The 13,849-nt window shown below is 43.5% G+C and carries 14 protein-coding genes, 1 pseudogene and 1 riboswitch; of the genes and pseudogenes, 2 read left to right on the top strand and 13 right to left on the bottom strand.

The window, feature by feature from the left end; genetic code table 11:
- Positions 1–282 precede the first annotated feature (282 nt).
- Positions 283–1,581, top strand: a complete 1,299-nt coding sequence (locus BLT15_RS07145; protein WP_089760182.1) for a tRNA(Met) cytidine acetate ligase — start codon at positions 283–285, stop codon at positions 1,579–1,581.
- Here BLT15_RS07145 and BLT15_RS07140 read toward each other — a convergent pair.
- The 7 genes from BLT15_RS07140 to BLT15_RS07110 form a co-directional block, all read right to left on the bottom strand.
- Positions 1,560–2,627 carry a YlbL family protein gene (locus BLT15_RS07140; RefSeq protein ID WP_159429854.1) on the bottom strand — a complete coding sequence of 356 codons (1,068 nt, stop codon included), beginning with the start codon at positions 2,625–2,627 and terminating at the stop codon, positions 1,560–1,562. The two genes, BLT15_RS07145 and BLT15_RS07140, sit on opposite strands and share 22 nt — an antisense overlap.
- 3 nt (positions 2,628–2,630) lie before the next feature.
- The gene (locus BLT15_RS07135; protein WP_089760177.1) at positions 2,631–4,247 is read right to left on the bottom strand and encodes a gamma-glutamyltransferase family protein; all 1,617 of its coding nucleotides are present in this window, start codon (positions 4,245–4,247) and stop codon (positions 2,631–2,633) included.
- A 100-nt stretch (positions 4,248–4,347) separates the two neighbouring features.
- Positions 4,348–4,830 carry a pantetheine-phosphate adenylyltransferase gene (gene coaD / locus BLT15_RS07130; protein WP_089760175.1) on the bottom strand — a complete coding sequence of 161 codons (483 nt, stop codon included), beginning with the start codon at positions 4,828–4,830 and terminating at the stop codon, positions 4,348–4,350.
- A gap of 22 nt (positions 4,831–4,852) precedes the next feature.
- Positions 4,853–5,398 (bottom strand): 16S rRNA (guanine(966)-N(2))-methyltransferase RsmD, encoded by a 546-nt coding sequence (gene rsmD, locus BLT15_RS07125; protein WP_089760173.1) that lies wholly within the window; start codon positions 5,396–5,398, stop codon positions 4,853–4,855.
- A gap of 35 nt (positions 5,399–5,433) precedes the next feature.
- Positions 5,434–6,309 carry a DegV family protein gene (locus tag BLT15_RS07120; protein WP_089760170.1) on the bottom strand — a complete coding sequence of 292 codons (876 nt, stop codon included), beginning with the start codon at positions 6,307–6,309 and terminating at the stop codon, positions 5,434–5,436.
- A gap of 22 nt (positions 6,310–6,331) precedes the next feature.
- Positions 6,332–8,062 (bottom strand): DAK2 domain-containing protein, encoded by a 1,731-nt coding sequence (locus BLT15_RS07115; protein WP_089760168.1) that lies wholly within the window; start codon positions 8,060–8,062, stop codon positions 6,332–6,334.
- Positions 8,049–8,414, bottom strand: coding sequence for an Asp23/Gls24 family envelope stress response protein (locus tag BLT15_RS07110; protein WP_089760166.1), 366 nt, complete (start codon positions 8,412–8,414; stop codon positions 8,049–8,051). The genes BLT15_RS07115 and BLT15_RS07110 overlap by 14 nt, the downstream gene beginning before the upstream one ends.
- Before the next feature lie 193 nt (positions 8,415–8,607).
- On the opposite strand from BLT15_RS07110, the gene rpmB reads away from it, so the two are divergent.
- Positions 8,608–8,838 (top strand): 50S ribosomal protein L28, encoded by a 231-nt coding sequence (gene rpmB / locus BLT15_RS07105; RefSeq protein WP_089760164.1) that lies wholly within the window; start codon positions 8,608–8,610, stop codon positions 8,836–8,838.
- Positions 8,839–8,968: 130 nt separating this feature from the next.
- On the opposite strand, the gene BLT15_RS07100 is transcribed toward rpmB, so the two are convergent.
- From BLT15_RS07100 to BLT15_RS07075, 6 genes and pseudogenes are all read right to left on the bottom strand, one after another.
- Positions 8,969–9,670 carry a thiamine diphosphokinase gene (locus BLT15_RS07100; RefSeq protein ID WP_089760162.1) on the bottom strand — a complete coding sequence of 234 codons (702 nt, stop codon included), beginning with the start codon at positions 9,668–9,670 and terminating at the stop codon, positions 8,969–8,971.
- A 7-nt stretch (positions 9,671–9,677) separates the two neighbouring features.
- Positions 9,678–10,142: a 6,7-dimethyl-8-ribityllumazine synthase gene (ribH, locus tag BLT15_RS07095; protein WP_089760160.1), complete on the bottom strand. Its 465-nt coding sequence runs from the start codon at positions 10,140–10,142 to the stop codon at positions 9,678–9,680.
- 56 nt (positions 10,143–10,198) lie between these two features.
- Positions 10,199–11,401: a bifunctional 3,4-dihydroxy-2-butanone-4-phosphate synthase/GTP cyclohydrolase II gene (locus BLT15_RS07090; protein WP_089760156.1), complete on the bottom strand. Its 1,203-nt coding sequence runs from the start codon at positions 11,399–11,401 to the stop codon at positions 10,199–10,201.
- Between the two features lie 18 nt (positions 11,402–11,419).
- The gene (locus BLT15_RS07085) at positions 11,420–12,100 is read right to left on the bottom strand and encodes a riboflavin synthase (RefSeq protein ID WP_159429853.1); all 681 of its coding nucleotides are present in this window, start codon (positions 12,098–12,100) and stop codon (positions 11,420–11,422) included.
- 7 nt (positions 12,101–12,107) lie between these two features.
- Positions 12,108–13,244, bottom strand: a complete 1,137-nt coding sequence (gene ribD, locus BLT15_RS07080; RefSeq protein WP_089760151.1) for a bifunctional diaminohydroxyphosphoribosylaminopyrimidine deaminase/5-amino-6-(5-phosphoribosylamino)uracil reductase RibD — start codon at positions 13,242–13,244, stop codon at positions 12,108–12,110.
- 56 nt (positions 13,245–13,300) lie between these two features.
- Positions 13,301–13,419: riboswitch (FMN riboswitch) on the bottom strand.
- A 143-nt stretch (positions 13,420–13,562) separates the two neighbouring features.
- A pseudogene (locus BLT15_RS07075) lies at positions 13,563–13,849 on the bottom strand (ISLre2 family transposase); the annotation flags it as partial.

Below are 13,849 nucleotides of genomic sequence, written 5' to 3'. Positions count from 1 at the left end.
GTATTATCTGAGTAAATATGCTTCACTAACTATATACAATATCATTACTGGAAAATCCTTGTTATAAATAATATTTATTAAACTTCATATAATTAAGTTTTCTCAAATAATAAGGGGTCTTCTTGTTATCAGTTGATAGATATCGTATAAGATCGGGGAAAATTTCATTGTGAACGAAGCTTTATATCTTACAGTACAACTAAATGAGGTTTTTTACACACCTATTAACCAGCTTAAGACAAGAAGATCCATAATAAGTTAATTCACCGGGAGGGAAAGCCTATGAAATCAGCAGCTGGAGTCATAACTGAATACAATCCTTTTCATAATGGACATCTTTATCATCTGCAGAAAGCCAGAGATATAACCCGCGGAAAATATGTCATCGCTGTCATGAGCGGCAACTTCACTCAGCGCGGTGTTCCGGCCTGCCTGGATAAATGGCAGAGGGCTAAAATGGCTGTGAGAGCAGGGGTTGATCTGGTTCTGGAACTGCCCACATCATCCTGCATCCGCGGAGCACATTCCTTTGCCAGAGGGGCTGTAGAAACTCTGGCCGAAACAGGTATGGTTGACGAAATTGTATTCGGCAGTGAACAGGGAGATATAAAAATTTTAGAGAAAATTGCCTCTATTCTGGCCGAGGAACCGATTGAATTTAAAAAAATGATGAATGAGGAGCTAAAAAGCGGTTTATCTTTCCTGCAGGCGCGTAATCGAGCTCTGAATAAATATTACAGCAGCAGGCCTGAAACCGGAGGCGATTTTACTGACAGAGAATTGTCATCTCCAGCAGACATTTTATCGTCACCCAATAATATTTTAGGGATAGAATACATTAAAAATATAAAAGAATTAAATTTAGATCTTGACCCCAAAACCATAAAACGAAAAGGAGCGGACTATCATGACGAATATATCGAACCCGGAAACAAAATTGCCAGTGCGACCTCTTTGAGAAAAAAATTATATAAAGGCAGAATGGAGAAAATAAAGGATTTCGTACCTCAAACCACGATGAAAATTTTATATAAAGCCTGCCAGAACGGACTTGCCCCGGCGGATAGAAAGAATTTTTCCCGCTTGATTCCCGGGCTTTTGCGCCAGAGAACGAAAGGCGAGCTCCGTAAATGTCCCGACTCTGCAGATGATCTGGTCAATTCCATCATAAAGTCTCAAAAAGATGGATGTTCCAGCTTCGAAGAAATTGTTAATACAGCCTCCTCCAAAACCCATACCGAAGGTAGAGTGAGAAGAGTTTTACTGCAGGCAGCCCTGAGAGTTTTTGATTACAACGCCAAAATAACTGCGGGGAATAGAGTCGATTCTCCTCAATATCTCAGAGTTCTGGCCGTAAAATCTGAAAGCAAAAATATACTCGGCGAACTAAATCGCCGGGCCCGTCTGCCGGTAATTACCAATCCTTCCAGCCTCACCTCTCAGACCGACTTCAATTCTCAGGATGATAAAATTTTGCAGATAAGCCTTGATCTGATGGCGACTGATATTTTCACCCTTCTATACCCCTCTGAAAGCAAAAGGAAATCACACAGAGATTTCTATACTCCAGTGATAGAATGAAGCGGCCTGAAAGATCTGACGATATCAAGCTTCTCGATCAGCTTTTCCAGGCTTTCAGAAGTTATAATTTCCAGGTCCAGTTCTCTGCCGTCGTCGATATCGGGTCTGTTGTCCTCAGGCAAAACAAAATATCCTATATTTTCGCGCTCGGCCGAGATAATCTTCATATCAATGCCTGCCACCCGGGAAATGTTACCCCTATGATCAATTTCTCCTGAACCAGCAATATCTCTGCCCCCTGTCAGATCGTATTCAGTTATTTGATTATAAATTTCCAGAGCGAACATCAAACCCGCTGAGGGGCCGACAATATCTTTTTCTTCAAACTCGATATTTAGCGGCGGCATCTCGTAATCCAGCCCGGCCGAGGTGATTATAATACCCAGTGACGCCTGTCCGGGTCTTTCTTGATATTCAAAAGTTTCGACCTCTTTTTCAATCAATTCTTCGTTCCTCAGGATATTCAACCTGACTTTCTCTCCAATCTCCCGTTCCGAAATAACATCCACCGCTTCAGTGGGCATTTCAATTTCCCGGTCATCCACCCGGGTTATTATATCTCCTGGTTTCAGATTTTCCCTCGTCGGGCTATCATCAAAAACACTCACGACTTCAACTCCTCTGCTTTCTATTACCACTTCATAACCGGCCCGGGTTAGAGCAGCAGCTCTGGCCTCAATCTGACTTTCCTGCATCAGCTGGCCCATCAGCTCAAAATATTGCTCTTCAGAAATTCCGGGAGGAATGGCTTCTTCAACCGGAGATAGTTCTTTTTCTGAATCAAAAGGAATCAGGAAAAACTGAATAACCTCCCAGAGTGAGGCCCGCTTCTGGCTCACCGAAGTAAGATAAAAATTTCCCCAGTCTTCCTCTCGACTGCTATTCTCCACCTCTATAAGATCAGCAATTTTGATCGGAGGTCCCGGTTCAAGAAGATAATAAGCAGAGGGAACAAGATTGAGAATTACGAATGTCAGAAGCAAAATGCCTATTAGCAATCTTGGCCAGGAAAAAGCCTTTTTCTCCGGCATAATAATTAATTTCACCTCTCAATAAACTGCGACCTGCCCATCAGCCCGTGATTCAGCAGCTCCAATCAGGGTATTATCTGCCATATCTTTAAAAATTATCTGCCCTCTGCCAAATACACTCCTGTCCAGGCCATATTCGACCTCATGACCTCTCTTCGCCAGTTTATTCAAAATATCATGGTCAAATTCTGGCTCAAAAAGAACATGATTATCATCCTGCCAGCACCATCTGGGGGCATCCAGAGCTTCCTGAGGATTTAAATCATAATCGATCATTTTTTGTAAGACCTGCAGATGTCCCTGGGGCTGCATAAACCCCCCCATAACACCAAAAGGCCCCTGCAGGCTGCCGGCAGGAGAACTGTAAAATCCCGGTATTATGGTATGGTAGGGTTTCTTGCCAGGCTCGGGATAATTGGCCGACTTTTTATCAAGAGTGAAATTACAGCCTCGATTATGCAGCGCTATTCCGGTTCCTGGTATCACGATGCCAGAACCAAACCCTTTATAATTGCTTTGAATGAATGAAATCATGTTTCCGCTGTGATCTGCCGCCGCCAGATAAACCGTGCCGCCTTTATCGATATTACCGGGGCGGGGGATTTGAGCTGAATCAGTAATATTTTTTCTTTTATCATCGATATAGTCGTCGTCGAGCAGTTTTTCCGGGTTCAATCCGAAAAATTCCGGATCAGCTATGTATTTTTCTCCATCGGCAAAAGCCCGCTTCAAAGCCTCTATCTGCAGGTGGACTTCTGCCGGATCATTAACACAGTCAAAACCGTAGTCCTGTAAAATTTTAAGAGATTGAAGAGCTATAAGTCCCTGTCCGTTGGGGGGAAGTTCATAAATTTTATGACCTCTATAATCAATACTGAGCGGATCAACCGGATTGGGGCTGAACTTTTCCAGGTCGTCTTCAGAAATATAGCCTTCGGTTCGGGAAGAATGTGCAGCTATTCTTTCAGCCAGCCTGCCCTCATAAAAGCATCTCATGCCTTCGTCAGCCAGAATTTTTAAAGTTCGGGCTTGATCCTGGCATTTCCATATTTCTCCGGCTGCAGGTGCTCTGCCCTCGACAGTAAAAGTTTCCAGAAAAGTCTGTAAATGATCGCGGGAGAGATTGTCTTTATAATCATTTAATTCCTTGTTCCAGCATTCGGCAACAACAGGCGACACAGGAAATCCTTTTTCTGCCAGCTCTATGGCCGGTTTTAATATCTCCTGCCAGCTCAATGAGCCATATTCATCTTTGAGATACTTCCATCCGGCAAGCTGTCCGGGAATTGTTACGGCTTCCCAGCTGTATGGATCGAGCTGATCTTTTTTCCGGGAGAGATTATCTATTTCCGATCGATTAAAATCCTCAGGCAGCCAGCCCGAGGAATTCATACCCTTTATTTCACCATCTCGAGAAAAAAGAGCAAAGCAATCTCCCCCAAGCCCGTTAGAAGTGGGCTCCACCACTGTTAAAGCCGCAGCACATGCCAGGGCAGCATCATAGGCATTGCCGCCTGATTGAATCATGCGAAGTCCGGAGCTGGCCGCCAGAGGCTGTGTGGCAGCCACCATTCCTCTTCTTCCCAGAACGACCCTGCGCTGTGAACTGAATTTTTTGCTATTAAAATCAAACATACATTTTTCTCCTCAGAAAAAATTCAGGGTCTTTTCCACATCAATATTGATTGAATATAGTTTTAGTCATATTAACACTAATTTAAATCAATTCATTCCGCTATTTTTCGATCTTTTGATCCAATGCCTCAGCCGAACTTTCCGGCAAAAATTTCTCCAGATCCCCATCGAACCTGGCGACTTCTTTGACCAGACTGGAACTTATATGAGAAAATTCCGGATCAGTCATCATAAAAATAGTTTCTATTTCTTCGTCCAGCACCTTGTTCATAGCCGCCATATTCATTTCATTTTCAAAATCATTGACCGTCCTCAAACCTCTTAAAACAGCCGAGAACCCCCCTTCTTTAACATAATCAACAGTCAAGCCTGCGAAAGAATCTACCTCCACCTGCGGGTAATCTTCCAGCTCGCTCTTTATGATTTTAGTTCTCTCTTCTGCCGATAAAAGGGGGCTTTTTTCTGTGTTTTCGGCTACGGCCACGACCAGCCCGGAAAATATATTTCCCGCCCTCTTTATGATATTCATATGCCCCAGGGTAAGAGGATCAAATGTCCCCGGGTAAACAATTTTTTCATTCATGCTCTCCCTCCAAACTTCATAATTAACCCTGATATTCGAGAAGATAAATTCCCGTGTTGCCGTACTCCTTTTCACGAAGTATCAAAAAATCATCAAGATCCATTTCAGGTTTTTCCCGTTGATAAAACTCCACAATAATTATGGCAGGATTGATCAAACAATCCTGATTTATCAGCTTCTGCAGAGATTTATCGTATTCATCAGAATCATAGGGCGGATCGATAAAGACCAGATCGTACTTTTGCCCGGTAGAATTTAAAAAGGCCGATGCCTTCTGACAGAACACCTCGGAAATATTATCAAACCCTAAAATTTCTATATTTTTTTTGATGATCTCGCAGTTTGGCCTTTCAATTTCAACAAAAGTGACCTGCTCAGCCCCTCTGCTGGCTGCTTCCAGCCCGAGATTGCCGGAGCCAGCATAAAGATCCAGGCAGCGAGAATTTTCAGGAAAATTCTGGATCATATTAAAAACAGCTTCTTTTACTACATCCTTCGTAGGTCGCGCCTGATTCGAATCGGCAGTTTTTAATCTGGTTCCTTTGGCTTTTCCTGAAATAATTCTCAATTTAAATCAATCCTTTCCCTGTAAAATTTAAAGTTTCAGGCCAAAAAATCACCGGCAGTCAAAGCCAGACCGTAAACAGAAGGGCCGGTATGGCAGCCCAGCACCGGACTGATTTCTCTCTGCCAAAGTCTCAAATCTATCTCCTTCTCCCCGGCTTTTTTCTCAATCATCTCTTTCAAAAGAAGAGCTTCTCTCTGCCGGGATCCGTAAAGTATCGCCAGCCAGACATTTTCTTCCTCCTGAAAAACTTCTTCTATCTCTTTTATCAGCTTTTCCCTCAAGCGCGAATTCCCTCGAACTTTACCCCGGGGGGTTACCTCACCACTGTCACCGGAAAGCTCCAGTAAGGGTTTAAAATTGAGTATCGATCCTATCAATGAGCTGGCTTTTCCTATTCTGCCGCCCTTTTCCAGATAGGTCAGATCATCCACGGTAAAAAAAACACCTGTATTGGTTTTCATGACCTTTAAATTTTTCTCGATTTCAGGCCAGGAAAATCCGTTTTCCAGAAGGCGGCAGGTCAATAATACCTGAAATCCCAGTCCCAGAGATGCGGATCTGGAATCAAATATTTTTATATCCACTCCCTCCATCTCGGCAGCAGCAGTTTTTGAAGAGTTCAGGGTGCCGCTCAGCTCACCGGAAAGATGCAGGGAAATAATCTGGTCATAATCTTTTTCCAGCTCTTCATAAGTCTTTAAAAAATCTCCCACTGAAGGCTGAGAGGTAGAAGGAAGTTCTCCGGTTTCTTCTATTCTTGCAAAAAACTCTTCCGGGGTAATGTCCTCTCTATCGACAAATTTTTCTTCTGCAAAATTGATATTTAAGGGGATTGTATGCAAATAATCCTTCTCTTCAATTGTTTCCCGGGGCAAATCACAGGTGCTGTCTGTCAAAACTGCTGTTTTCAAAGTATTTCACCACCCGTTATGTCTACTCTAAAGATATGATATAGGGATAAAGAGGCTGTCCGCCGCTGTAAATCTCAACTTCCAGCTCGAAATTATCATCCAGCGATTTTTTTATCTCTTCCTGCAGCTTTTCGGCCTCTTCTTCGGAGATTTCCTCCCCGTAATATATAGTAATCAGGTCCTCAAATTCATGATTTTCTTTGACCATTCTTAAAGCTACATCATGATAATTTTCACCCTTGCCGGTTATATCTCCTTCCACTATTCCTATAACTTCGCCCTCTTCAATTGAAAGATCCTTAAGATTGGAATCCTTAACTGCTTCAGTGATTTCAATAGTTTTGACGTACTCCAGCTCTCCCTTCATCTGCTCGACTATATCCTTTAGCTCTCCCTGATCATCAAAAGCGAGAAGAGAAGCTATGGCCTCGGTGAAAGCTCTGGTAGGCACAACTTCAACCTCTTTTTCCTGACATAGCTCTGCAGCCTGCCGGGCGGCCGAAATAATATTTTTATTGTTGGGCAGAATTATCACTTCTTCGCAGGGAATCTCCTCTAAAACCGAAAGAAAATCATTGGTGCTGGGATTCATTGACTGCCCACCCCTGATTATCTCATCAACTCCCAGATCCATCAATATATCTGCCACCCCCTGACCGGCAGAACAGGCCACAATTCCTCTTTTTTTCGATTTGTTTTCAATAGAATTATGCTCGCCGGCAGCTTCTCCTGCATCCGCTTTATTATTGATAGAGACTCCCGAAGCCGTCGTCTTATCAGCCTCAAAACCGTCTATAAAATCCTCATGGGTTTCTTCCTGCTGCAGATACATGTTTTCTATGCTGATCTTTTCCAGCATGCCTCTGCGCAGAGCATTCTCCAGTATCACTCCCGGATGGTCGGTATGAATATGAACTTTGATTATATTATCCGACCCCACCACCATAAGAGAACTGCCATAATTGTTCAGCTCTTTTCTTATCTTATCAATTCGCTGCTGACCATCATTATTTTCCAGATTTATGAGCAGCTGGGTGCAGTAAGTATGCTCCAGACTATCCTTATCCAGATCTTTTTCAGCATCTTCTATATCAACTACGGTTTTTACCGGCTCTTCTCCTTTCAGCGCTCTCAGCATGCCCTCCAGTATAAAAACAAAACCCTGCCCCCCTGCATCCACAACATCTGCTTCTTTGAGGACAGAAAGTTGTTCGGGAGTTTTATTCAATGCTTTTTCAGCTGCTTTCCGGGTTTCTTCGAAGATGAATTGTAAATCATTCGATTCATCCAGAGCTTTTTGAGCGCCTTCAGCAGCTTTGCGCGAAACGGTCAATATAGTTCCTTCGACCGGCTTTAACACACCTTTATAGGCGACTCGAGAAGCTTCGTCAAATCCGCTGACAAAATCCTCGGCTTCCAGCACTTCTTTTTCTCTATTCTCCTGAGCAAAACCCCTTAAAAGCTGGGATAAAATAACACCTGAATTTCCCCGCGCCCCCATCAAAGCACCGCGGGAAAGCTTATGACAGATTTCACCCGCGTGCTCGGAGTCGCTGCCATTGATTTCTTCAATGGCTTCTTTCAGGGTTAGAAACATGTTGGTCCCGGTATCTCCATCAGGAACAGGAAAAACGTTTAATGAGTTTACTATGGATTTTTTGTTCTCCAGCAGCTGTAAGGCAACCTCAAACATCTTTTTCAATTTTTGAGCTTCGACAATTTCCTGGCCAGCCCTATCTCTACCACTGCTCATCTTCTACCCTCACTCCCTGAACGTTTATATCAACTTTTTCCACGTCAATACCCAGTTTATCCTGGATGACGTATTTAACCCTCTGCATAGCATTATTGGCAACCTGAGCTATATTTGTTCCGAACTCAACGATTATGTTAAGCTGAAGTCTGACCGAATTATTTTCTATCTCCACCGTCACTCCCTTGGTCATATTATCCCAGCCTAAAATATCAGCCAGGCCATCCTGAACATTTTGTGATGACATGCCGACCAATCCATAACACTCCATTGCAGCCAATCCTGCAACTTTGGCTATAACCTCTTTTTCCACTATAACGCTTCCCAGATCCGTCTGCCAGGACGTACTCATAATTTCACCTCGCATCTTGACTTTGCAAAATAATTTGTTGCATATACCATTCTCATTCTATAATACTTATTATAAACTTGCAAATTAATCGCATAAAATTCTTCTGACGTGTTGTAATTGTCATATTCGGTATGATATCATATATATCGATTATCATCCCGGTAAAAAAGATTTCATCAGGAGGTGTTAAATTATGTCCAGAGTCTGTGAAATATGCGGCAAAGGTGGCAACAATGCCAATTCCATAACTAGACGGGGTCAAGCTAAAAAAGAAGGTGGTGTTGGTAAAAATATCACCGGTAAATCAGGGCGAACTCAGCGTCCGAATCTTAAAAAAGTAAAAGCTATGGTGGATGGAAAAAAGAAAAGGGTCAAAGTTTGCACTCAGTGCATAAAAAATAACAGGATCATAAAGGCTCACTAGCCAGCGAACAATCGATCGCTCAAAAGCAAATATTTCTCATCAATACAACTATTCGCCAGGAAAGAGAGAAAACAACTTTCCTGGCGTATATTTATTTTAAGATCTTCTTGTCTTCAGTTATTGTGATATTTTAATCACTATTAAATTTTCCGTGTTTTTTATCGATCATATATACCAGCGTGCCCTTCTGATTCTCCACCAGCGCCAGCTCAGAAGTTATCAAATTGCTCAATCCTCTTGTCCTGTATCTTTTGAGCTCGATCTCGCTGGCGTTATATTTGCAGCCTTCAATTTTGATCCTGCCGGCTATTTTATCCAGCGGCAGCAGAGATAGACGGGCTCCCTCACAATCTTTGAAGACGGTTTTTTTCCCTACCAATCCTATCTCCAGCCCCCCGTCCAGAAGTACAGCCTTAAGATCCAGCTTTTCCGCGAGTTCCAGGAGGAATATATTTGCGATCTGCTGATCAACTCTGCCTCCCAGAGCGGAAAGTATATCCACTGACTCTATTTCCTGCCGGGAACAATACTGCAGGCTTAATTCTGCATCTGTCTCATCCTTTTCCGGGGGAAATGATGAAATTTTGCTCCCTTTATCTTTCAGTTCAGAGATGGCCTCCTGGGAAAGCGAGTCCATATCTCCTATCACCAGATCAGGACTGACTTCTATATCCCAAAGTATCTTCGCCCCCCCGTCAGCTGCTATTATCTCATCATAATCCTCCTCATTCAGGCGATTCTGCAGAGAAATTTTGCTCTCAGGTTTGCCGTTTAAAACTAGAGCAGCTTTTTTCAGCCTGGAACCGTTTTCATCCTTATTTTTCTCTTCCATCACGATATTATATATTTTTCATTAGATTGGCCATCTCCAGCATACTAACTGCAGCTTCGAAACCCTTGTTTCCAGCCTTGGTTCCTGCTCTTTCCACTGCCTGTTCTATGGTATCAGTCGTCAGTATACCAAAGGTTACAGGTATATCAGCGTCCAGGCCTATTTTGGCGATGCCCTTGGAAACCTCTGAGGATACGTACTCAAAATGAGGAGTATCACCGCGAATAACAGCTCCCAGACATATAACTCCATCATATCTACCCGAATCAACCATTTTATTTGCTGCCATAGGAATTTCGAAAGATCCTGGAACCCAGGCTACATCGATGTCATCCTCATCCACCCCATGTCTGATCATCGCATCCTTCGCACCCTCGAGCAAATTTCCGGTAATAAAATCATTATATCTGGATATCACCACGCCCGCCTCAATACCTTCACCATTTAGATCGCCTTCAATCACTCTTCCCATTGTTTAGCCTCCTCAATTTTTTGATTTAATTTCTATCTGCAGCGGTCAATATTGTATTATTGTTCTTCAATCTCCGAAAGATAATGGCCCATTTTATCCTTCTTTGTCTTCAAATAACAGACATTTTCCCTTTTAGGATCAACCTCGATAGGTATTCTTTCCGTGACTTCCAGACCGTACCCTTCCAGCCCCACAAGCTTTTTGGGATTATTGGTTATAAGTTTTATCGAGCTCAAACCCAGATCCAGCATTATCTGAGCCCCTATACCATAATCTCTGAGATCAGGAGGAAAGCCAAGCTCAATATTGGCTTCTACCGTATCCAGCCCCTGATCCTGCAGATCATAGGCTTTAATTTTGTTGGCCAGTCCTATTCCCCTTCCTTCCTGGCGCATATACAAAAGAACACCTTCACCTTCCTCCTCGATCATTTTTAGTGCCTGTTCCAGCTGTTCGCCGCAGTCACATCTACACGAATGGAGAACATCTCCGGTCAGGCATTCCGAATGCACCCTGGCCATTATATCCTCTTTGCCTTCGACTTCTCCTTTGATGAGAGCAACATGCTCGAGTTCATCTACGATGGTAGAATAAACCTTTATATCAAACTCACCAAAATCAGTGGGCAGAACCGCTTCCGCTTCCAGATTTATCAGTTTTTCTCTGGTTTTGCGATACTTAATCAAATCAGCTATGCTGACCAGCGTCAAATCATATTTATCGGCAAACTCCTCGAGAGCCGGCATGCGAGCCATGGTACCATCATCCTTGATTATCTCACAGATAACTCCTGCGGGTTTGAGACCGGCCAGCCTTGATAAATCTATAGCTGCTTCGGTGTGACCTGCTCTGCGCAGCACACCCCCTTTTCGCCCCATCAGTGGAAAGACATGTCCCGGTTTGTTAAAGTCCTCCGGCTCCGCTTCTGGATTAACAAGTTCCTGGATTGTCTTTGCTCTTTCTTCAGCAGAAATTCCGGTGTCGGTGGAAACGTGATCGACGGAGACGGTAAAGCCTGTTTCATGAGGGTCGCTGTTTTCATCGGTCATCATGGGAATTTCGAGCTCGTTGATTCTTTCTTCCTTCATGGGAGTACAGACAAGGCCTCTGGCCTTTTTGATCATGAAATTAACTTTTTCGGTGTCAGCCTTCTCGGCAGCCATGACCAGATCTCCCTCGTTTTCACGATCCTCATCATCAACCACTACCACCATTTTACCGTCTCTGATATCATCAATGGCCTGATCAATGGAATCCATTTTCTTCCTCCTCGCGGTTTAAATAAAATTATTTTTCTTCAGTACATCCCTGCTGAGACCATCAGCATCCATTTCATCTTCAGCTTCTTTATTACCGGCCAGGAATTTTTCAACAGTACTCACCACATATTTGCCGATAATATCGCTTTCGAGATTAACCTGAGCCCCCGGTCTTATTTCAGCGAAAGTTGTCGCCCTCCAGCTTTCTGGAATTAATGATACCGTGAAGCTGTTTTCTTTAATATCTGCCAGAGTCAGACTGATCCCATTGACTGCAATCGAACCTTTTTTGACCAGATAGGGCTCCAGGGAAGAAGGATACTCTATTTCTACGACCCGAGAATTTTTTTCCTCGCTGTAACCGATATATTCCCCTACATCATCTATGTGTCCGGTAACTATATGCCCATCAAAAAGATCCTCAGGTCCGACCGAAGGTTCCAGATTAACAGGATCCCCCGGGGTGAGTTTTTCCAGGTTGGTATGTCTTAAAGTCTCCGGTGTAACATCAGCCGAAAAATTATTTTTGTCGAAATCAACCACGGTAAGACACACCCCGTTGACGGCTATGCTGTCTCCTCTTCTCAAGCCTTCAGTCACCGTTTTTGCCCTGAGGCTGATCTGAAAACTGCTGCCGCTGCGAAAAACACTGTTGACTCTGCCGACCTCTCTAATAATTCCGGTAAACAAAATTTTCACCTCTTTTTTAAGGTTGGGTGCTCTCCTGCGGATAGGCTTCTATCATCATATCGTTGCCGATTTGGATCTGATCTGTTATTTCCAGGTCGGCTGCTGATTCTATAATCGGCGGAGCTGAACCGGAATATACAGAAGTTCCATCGCTTCCACCCAAAATTTTGGGAGCTATGAAGAAATAATATTTGTCGATTAAATTGTCCTGAAGAAAAGAATGATTGATCCTGCCCCCGCCTTCTATTAAAACGCTGCTAATATCGCGCTGATAAAGAACTTCCACGATTTCCCGCAGATTGAGTTTGCCCTCCTCAACCTCGGTGGCAAAAACCGAGATATCATTTTTCGAGGCAAATTCATCTTTCATTCGGTCAGCAGCCTTTGATTCTGCAAAGATCAAAACCTCTTCTCCTTCCGCGGAAAACAAAGAAGCCCGGGTGGGAATAATAGTACTGCCCGCTGCAATGATCTTAACAGGCTGACTTTTTCTGCCTTTATAGTCTCTAACGCTCAATCGGGGATCATCTTCGATGACGGTCTTTCCGCCGACCAGCACAGAATCAAGCCTGTGTCTTAATTTGTGACCATAACTTCTGGCTTCTTTTCCCGTAATCCATTTGGAGTCTCCGGAAGAAGCTGCCAGATAACCATCCAGAGTCTGAGCAGCTTTTTGGACTATAAAGGGCCTTTTTTTCTTTATAAAACTGAAAAAAATTTCATTGAGTTTTTTAGCCCGCTCAGAAAGCACTCCCTCTATCAGCTCTATTCCAGCCTCGCGCAAAACAGAACAGCCCTCGCCGGCTACTCCGGGGTTGGGGTCGCGGTTGGCTATAACAACTCTTTCAATTCCTGACTCCTGTATGCTTTTTGTACAGGGAGGGGTTTTGCCGTAATGACTGCAGGGTTCGAGAGTTACATAAAGCACAGCCCCTCTGGCTTCGCTTCCCGCATCTTCCAGAGCATTGACTTCGGCATGATTTTCGCCGTATTCTTCATGATATCCCTCACCGATAATCTTGTTGTCCTTTACCACAACTGCACCGACCATAGGATTTGGACTTACAAATCCAGCTCCCCGGCTGGCCAGCTCCAGGGCCCTATCCATAAATCTTCTATGACTTTTGAGTTCGCCATTATTTCTATCTGACATAAATAATCTCCCTTTCTAAAAAAGACAAAAACCTTCCCGGGAAGGAAGGCATATTGATAAGCCAACTTTCTTCCAGACTATAACTGTCGGTTCTGGAATCTCACCAGATCAACCCTGCAAGGGTTCGTGGACTTTTACCACCGGTATGGAATTTCACCACTCCCCGTCAGCTTCGTATTTAATTATAAAAATAGATAATTTCTATTACGACCTTATTCTATCATAATAAACCTGGCCTGTAAAGTAATCAAAGATTAAAGACGATGTCAAGTAAATGTGGGTTGGGGAATAAAAAGAGGACTCCCCCCCATGAAAATATTATCTCGATGCCCCCTTCATAAGATGATAAATTGCGTTTCTCTCCCCCTTTTTCAGGGCGGGAATGTTTTGCTTTCTTTCACCAAGAGCACTGGTTAGGCTGCTGCTTTGATATGTGCCGCCGCCAGCAACTTTTTTGACAGTTTCTTCAATTCTTTTTTCTCGTCTATTACGTCTGATAAGCTCTAAAATATCATTCCTGTTACCACCGTTGAATCTGAAGGCTCTCAAACGTGACATTCTATCCATCCCTGTCCTGCTCCAGCCCATAGGCCTGCTGCTCAAAC

The sequence above is a fragment of the Halarsenatibacter silvermanii genome, from assembly GCF_900103135.1.
GTDB lineage: Bacteria > Bacillota > Halanaerobiia > Halanaerobiales > Halarsenatibacteraceae > Halarsenatibacter > Halarsenatibacter silvermanii.
Note: the sequence above shows the minus strand (reverse complement) of the source record. Positions and strands in the feature narration are given on the sequence as shown.

What these genes read in the sequence shown, in the direction of transcription:
- BLT15_RS07135 (WP_089760177.1), bottom strand. Translation starts at nt 4,247, where the DNA reads ATGTTTGATTTTAATAGCAAAAAATTCAGTTCACAGCGCAGGGTCGTT.
- BLT15_RS07110 (WP_089760166.1), bottom strand. Translation starts at nt 8,414, where the DNA reads ATGAGTACGTCCTGGCAGACGGATCTGGGAAGCGTTATAGTGGAAAAA.
- BLT15_RS07115 (WP_089760168.1), bottom strand. Translation starts at nt 8,062, where the DNA reads ATGAGCAGTGGTAGAGATAGGGCTGGCCAGGAAATTGTCGAAGCTCAA.
- rpmB (WP_089760164.1), top strand. Translation starts at nt 8,608, where the DNA reads ATGTCCAGAGTCTGTGAAATATGCGGCAAAGGTGGCAACAATGCCAAT.
- BLT15_RS07145 (WP_089760182.1), top strand. Translation starts at nt 283, where the DNA reads ATGAAATCAGCAGCTGGAGTCATAACTGAATACAATCCTTTTCATAAT.
- BLT15_RS07100 (WP_089760162.1), bottom strand. Translation starts at nt 9,670, where the DNA reads ATGGAAGAGAAAAATAAGGATGAAAACGGTTCCAGGCTGAAAAAAGCT.
- BLT15_RS07090 (WP_089760156.1), bottom strand. Translation starts at nt 11,401, where the DNA reads ATGGATTCCATTGATCAGGCCATTGATGATATCAGAGACGGTAAAATG.
- ribD (WP_089760151.1), bottom strand. Translation starts at nt 13,244, where the DNA reads ATGTCAGATAGAAATAATGGCGAACTCAAAAGTCATAGAAGATTTATG.
- coaD (WP_089760175.1), bottom strand. Translation starts at nt 4,830, where the DNA reads ATGAATGAAAAAATTGTTTACCCGGGGACATTTGATCCTCTTACCCTG.
- ribH (WP_089760160.1), bottom strand. Translation starts at nt 10,142, where the DNA reads ATGGGAAGAGTGATTGAAGGCGATCTAAATGGTGAAGGTATTGAGGCG.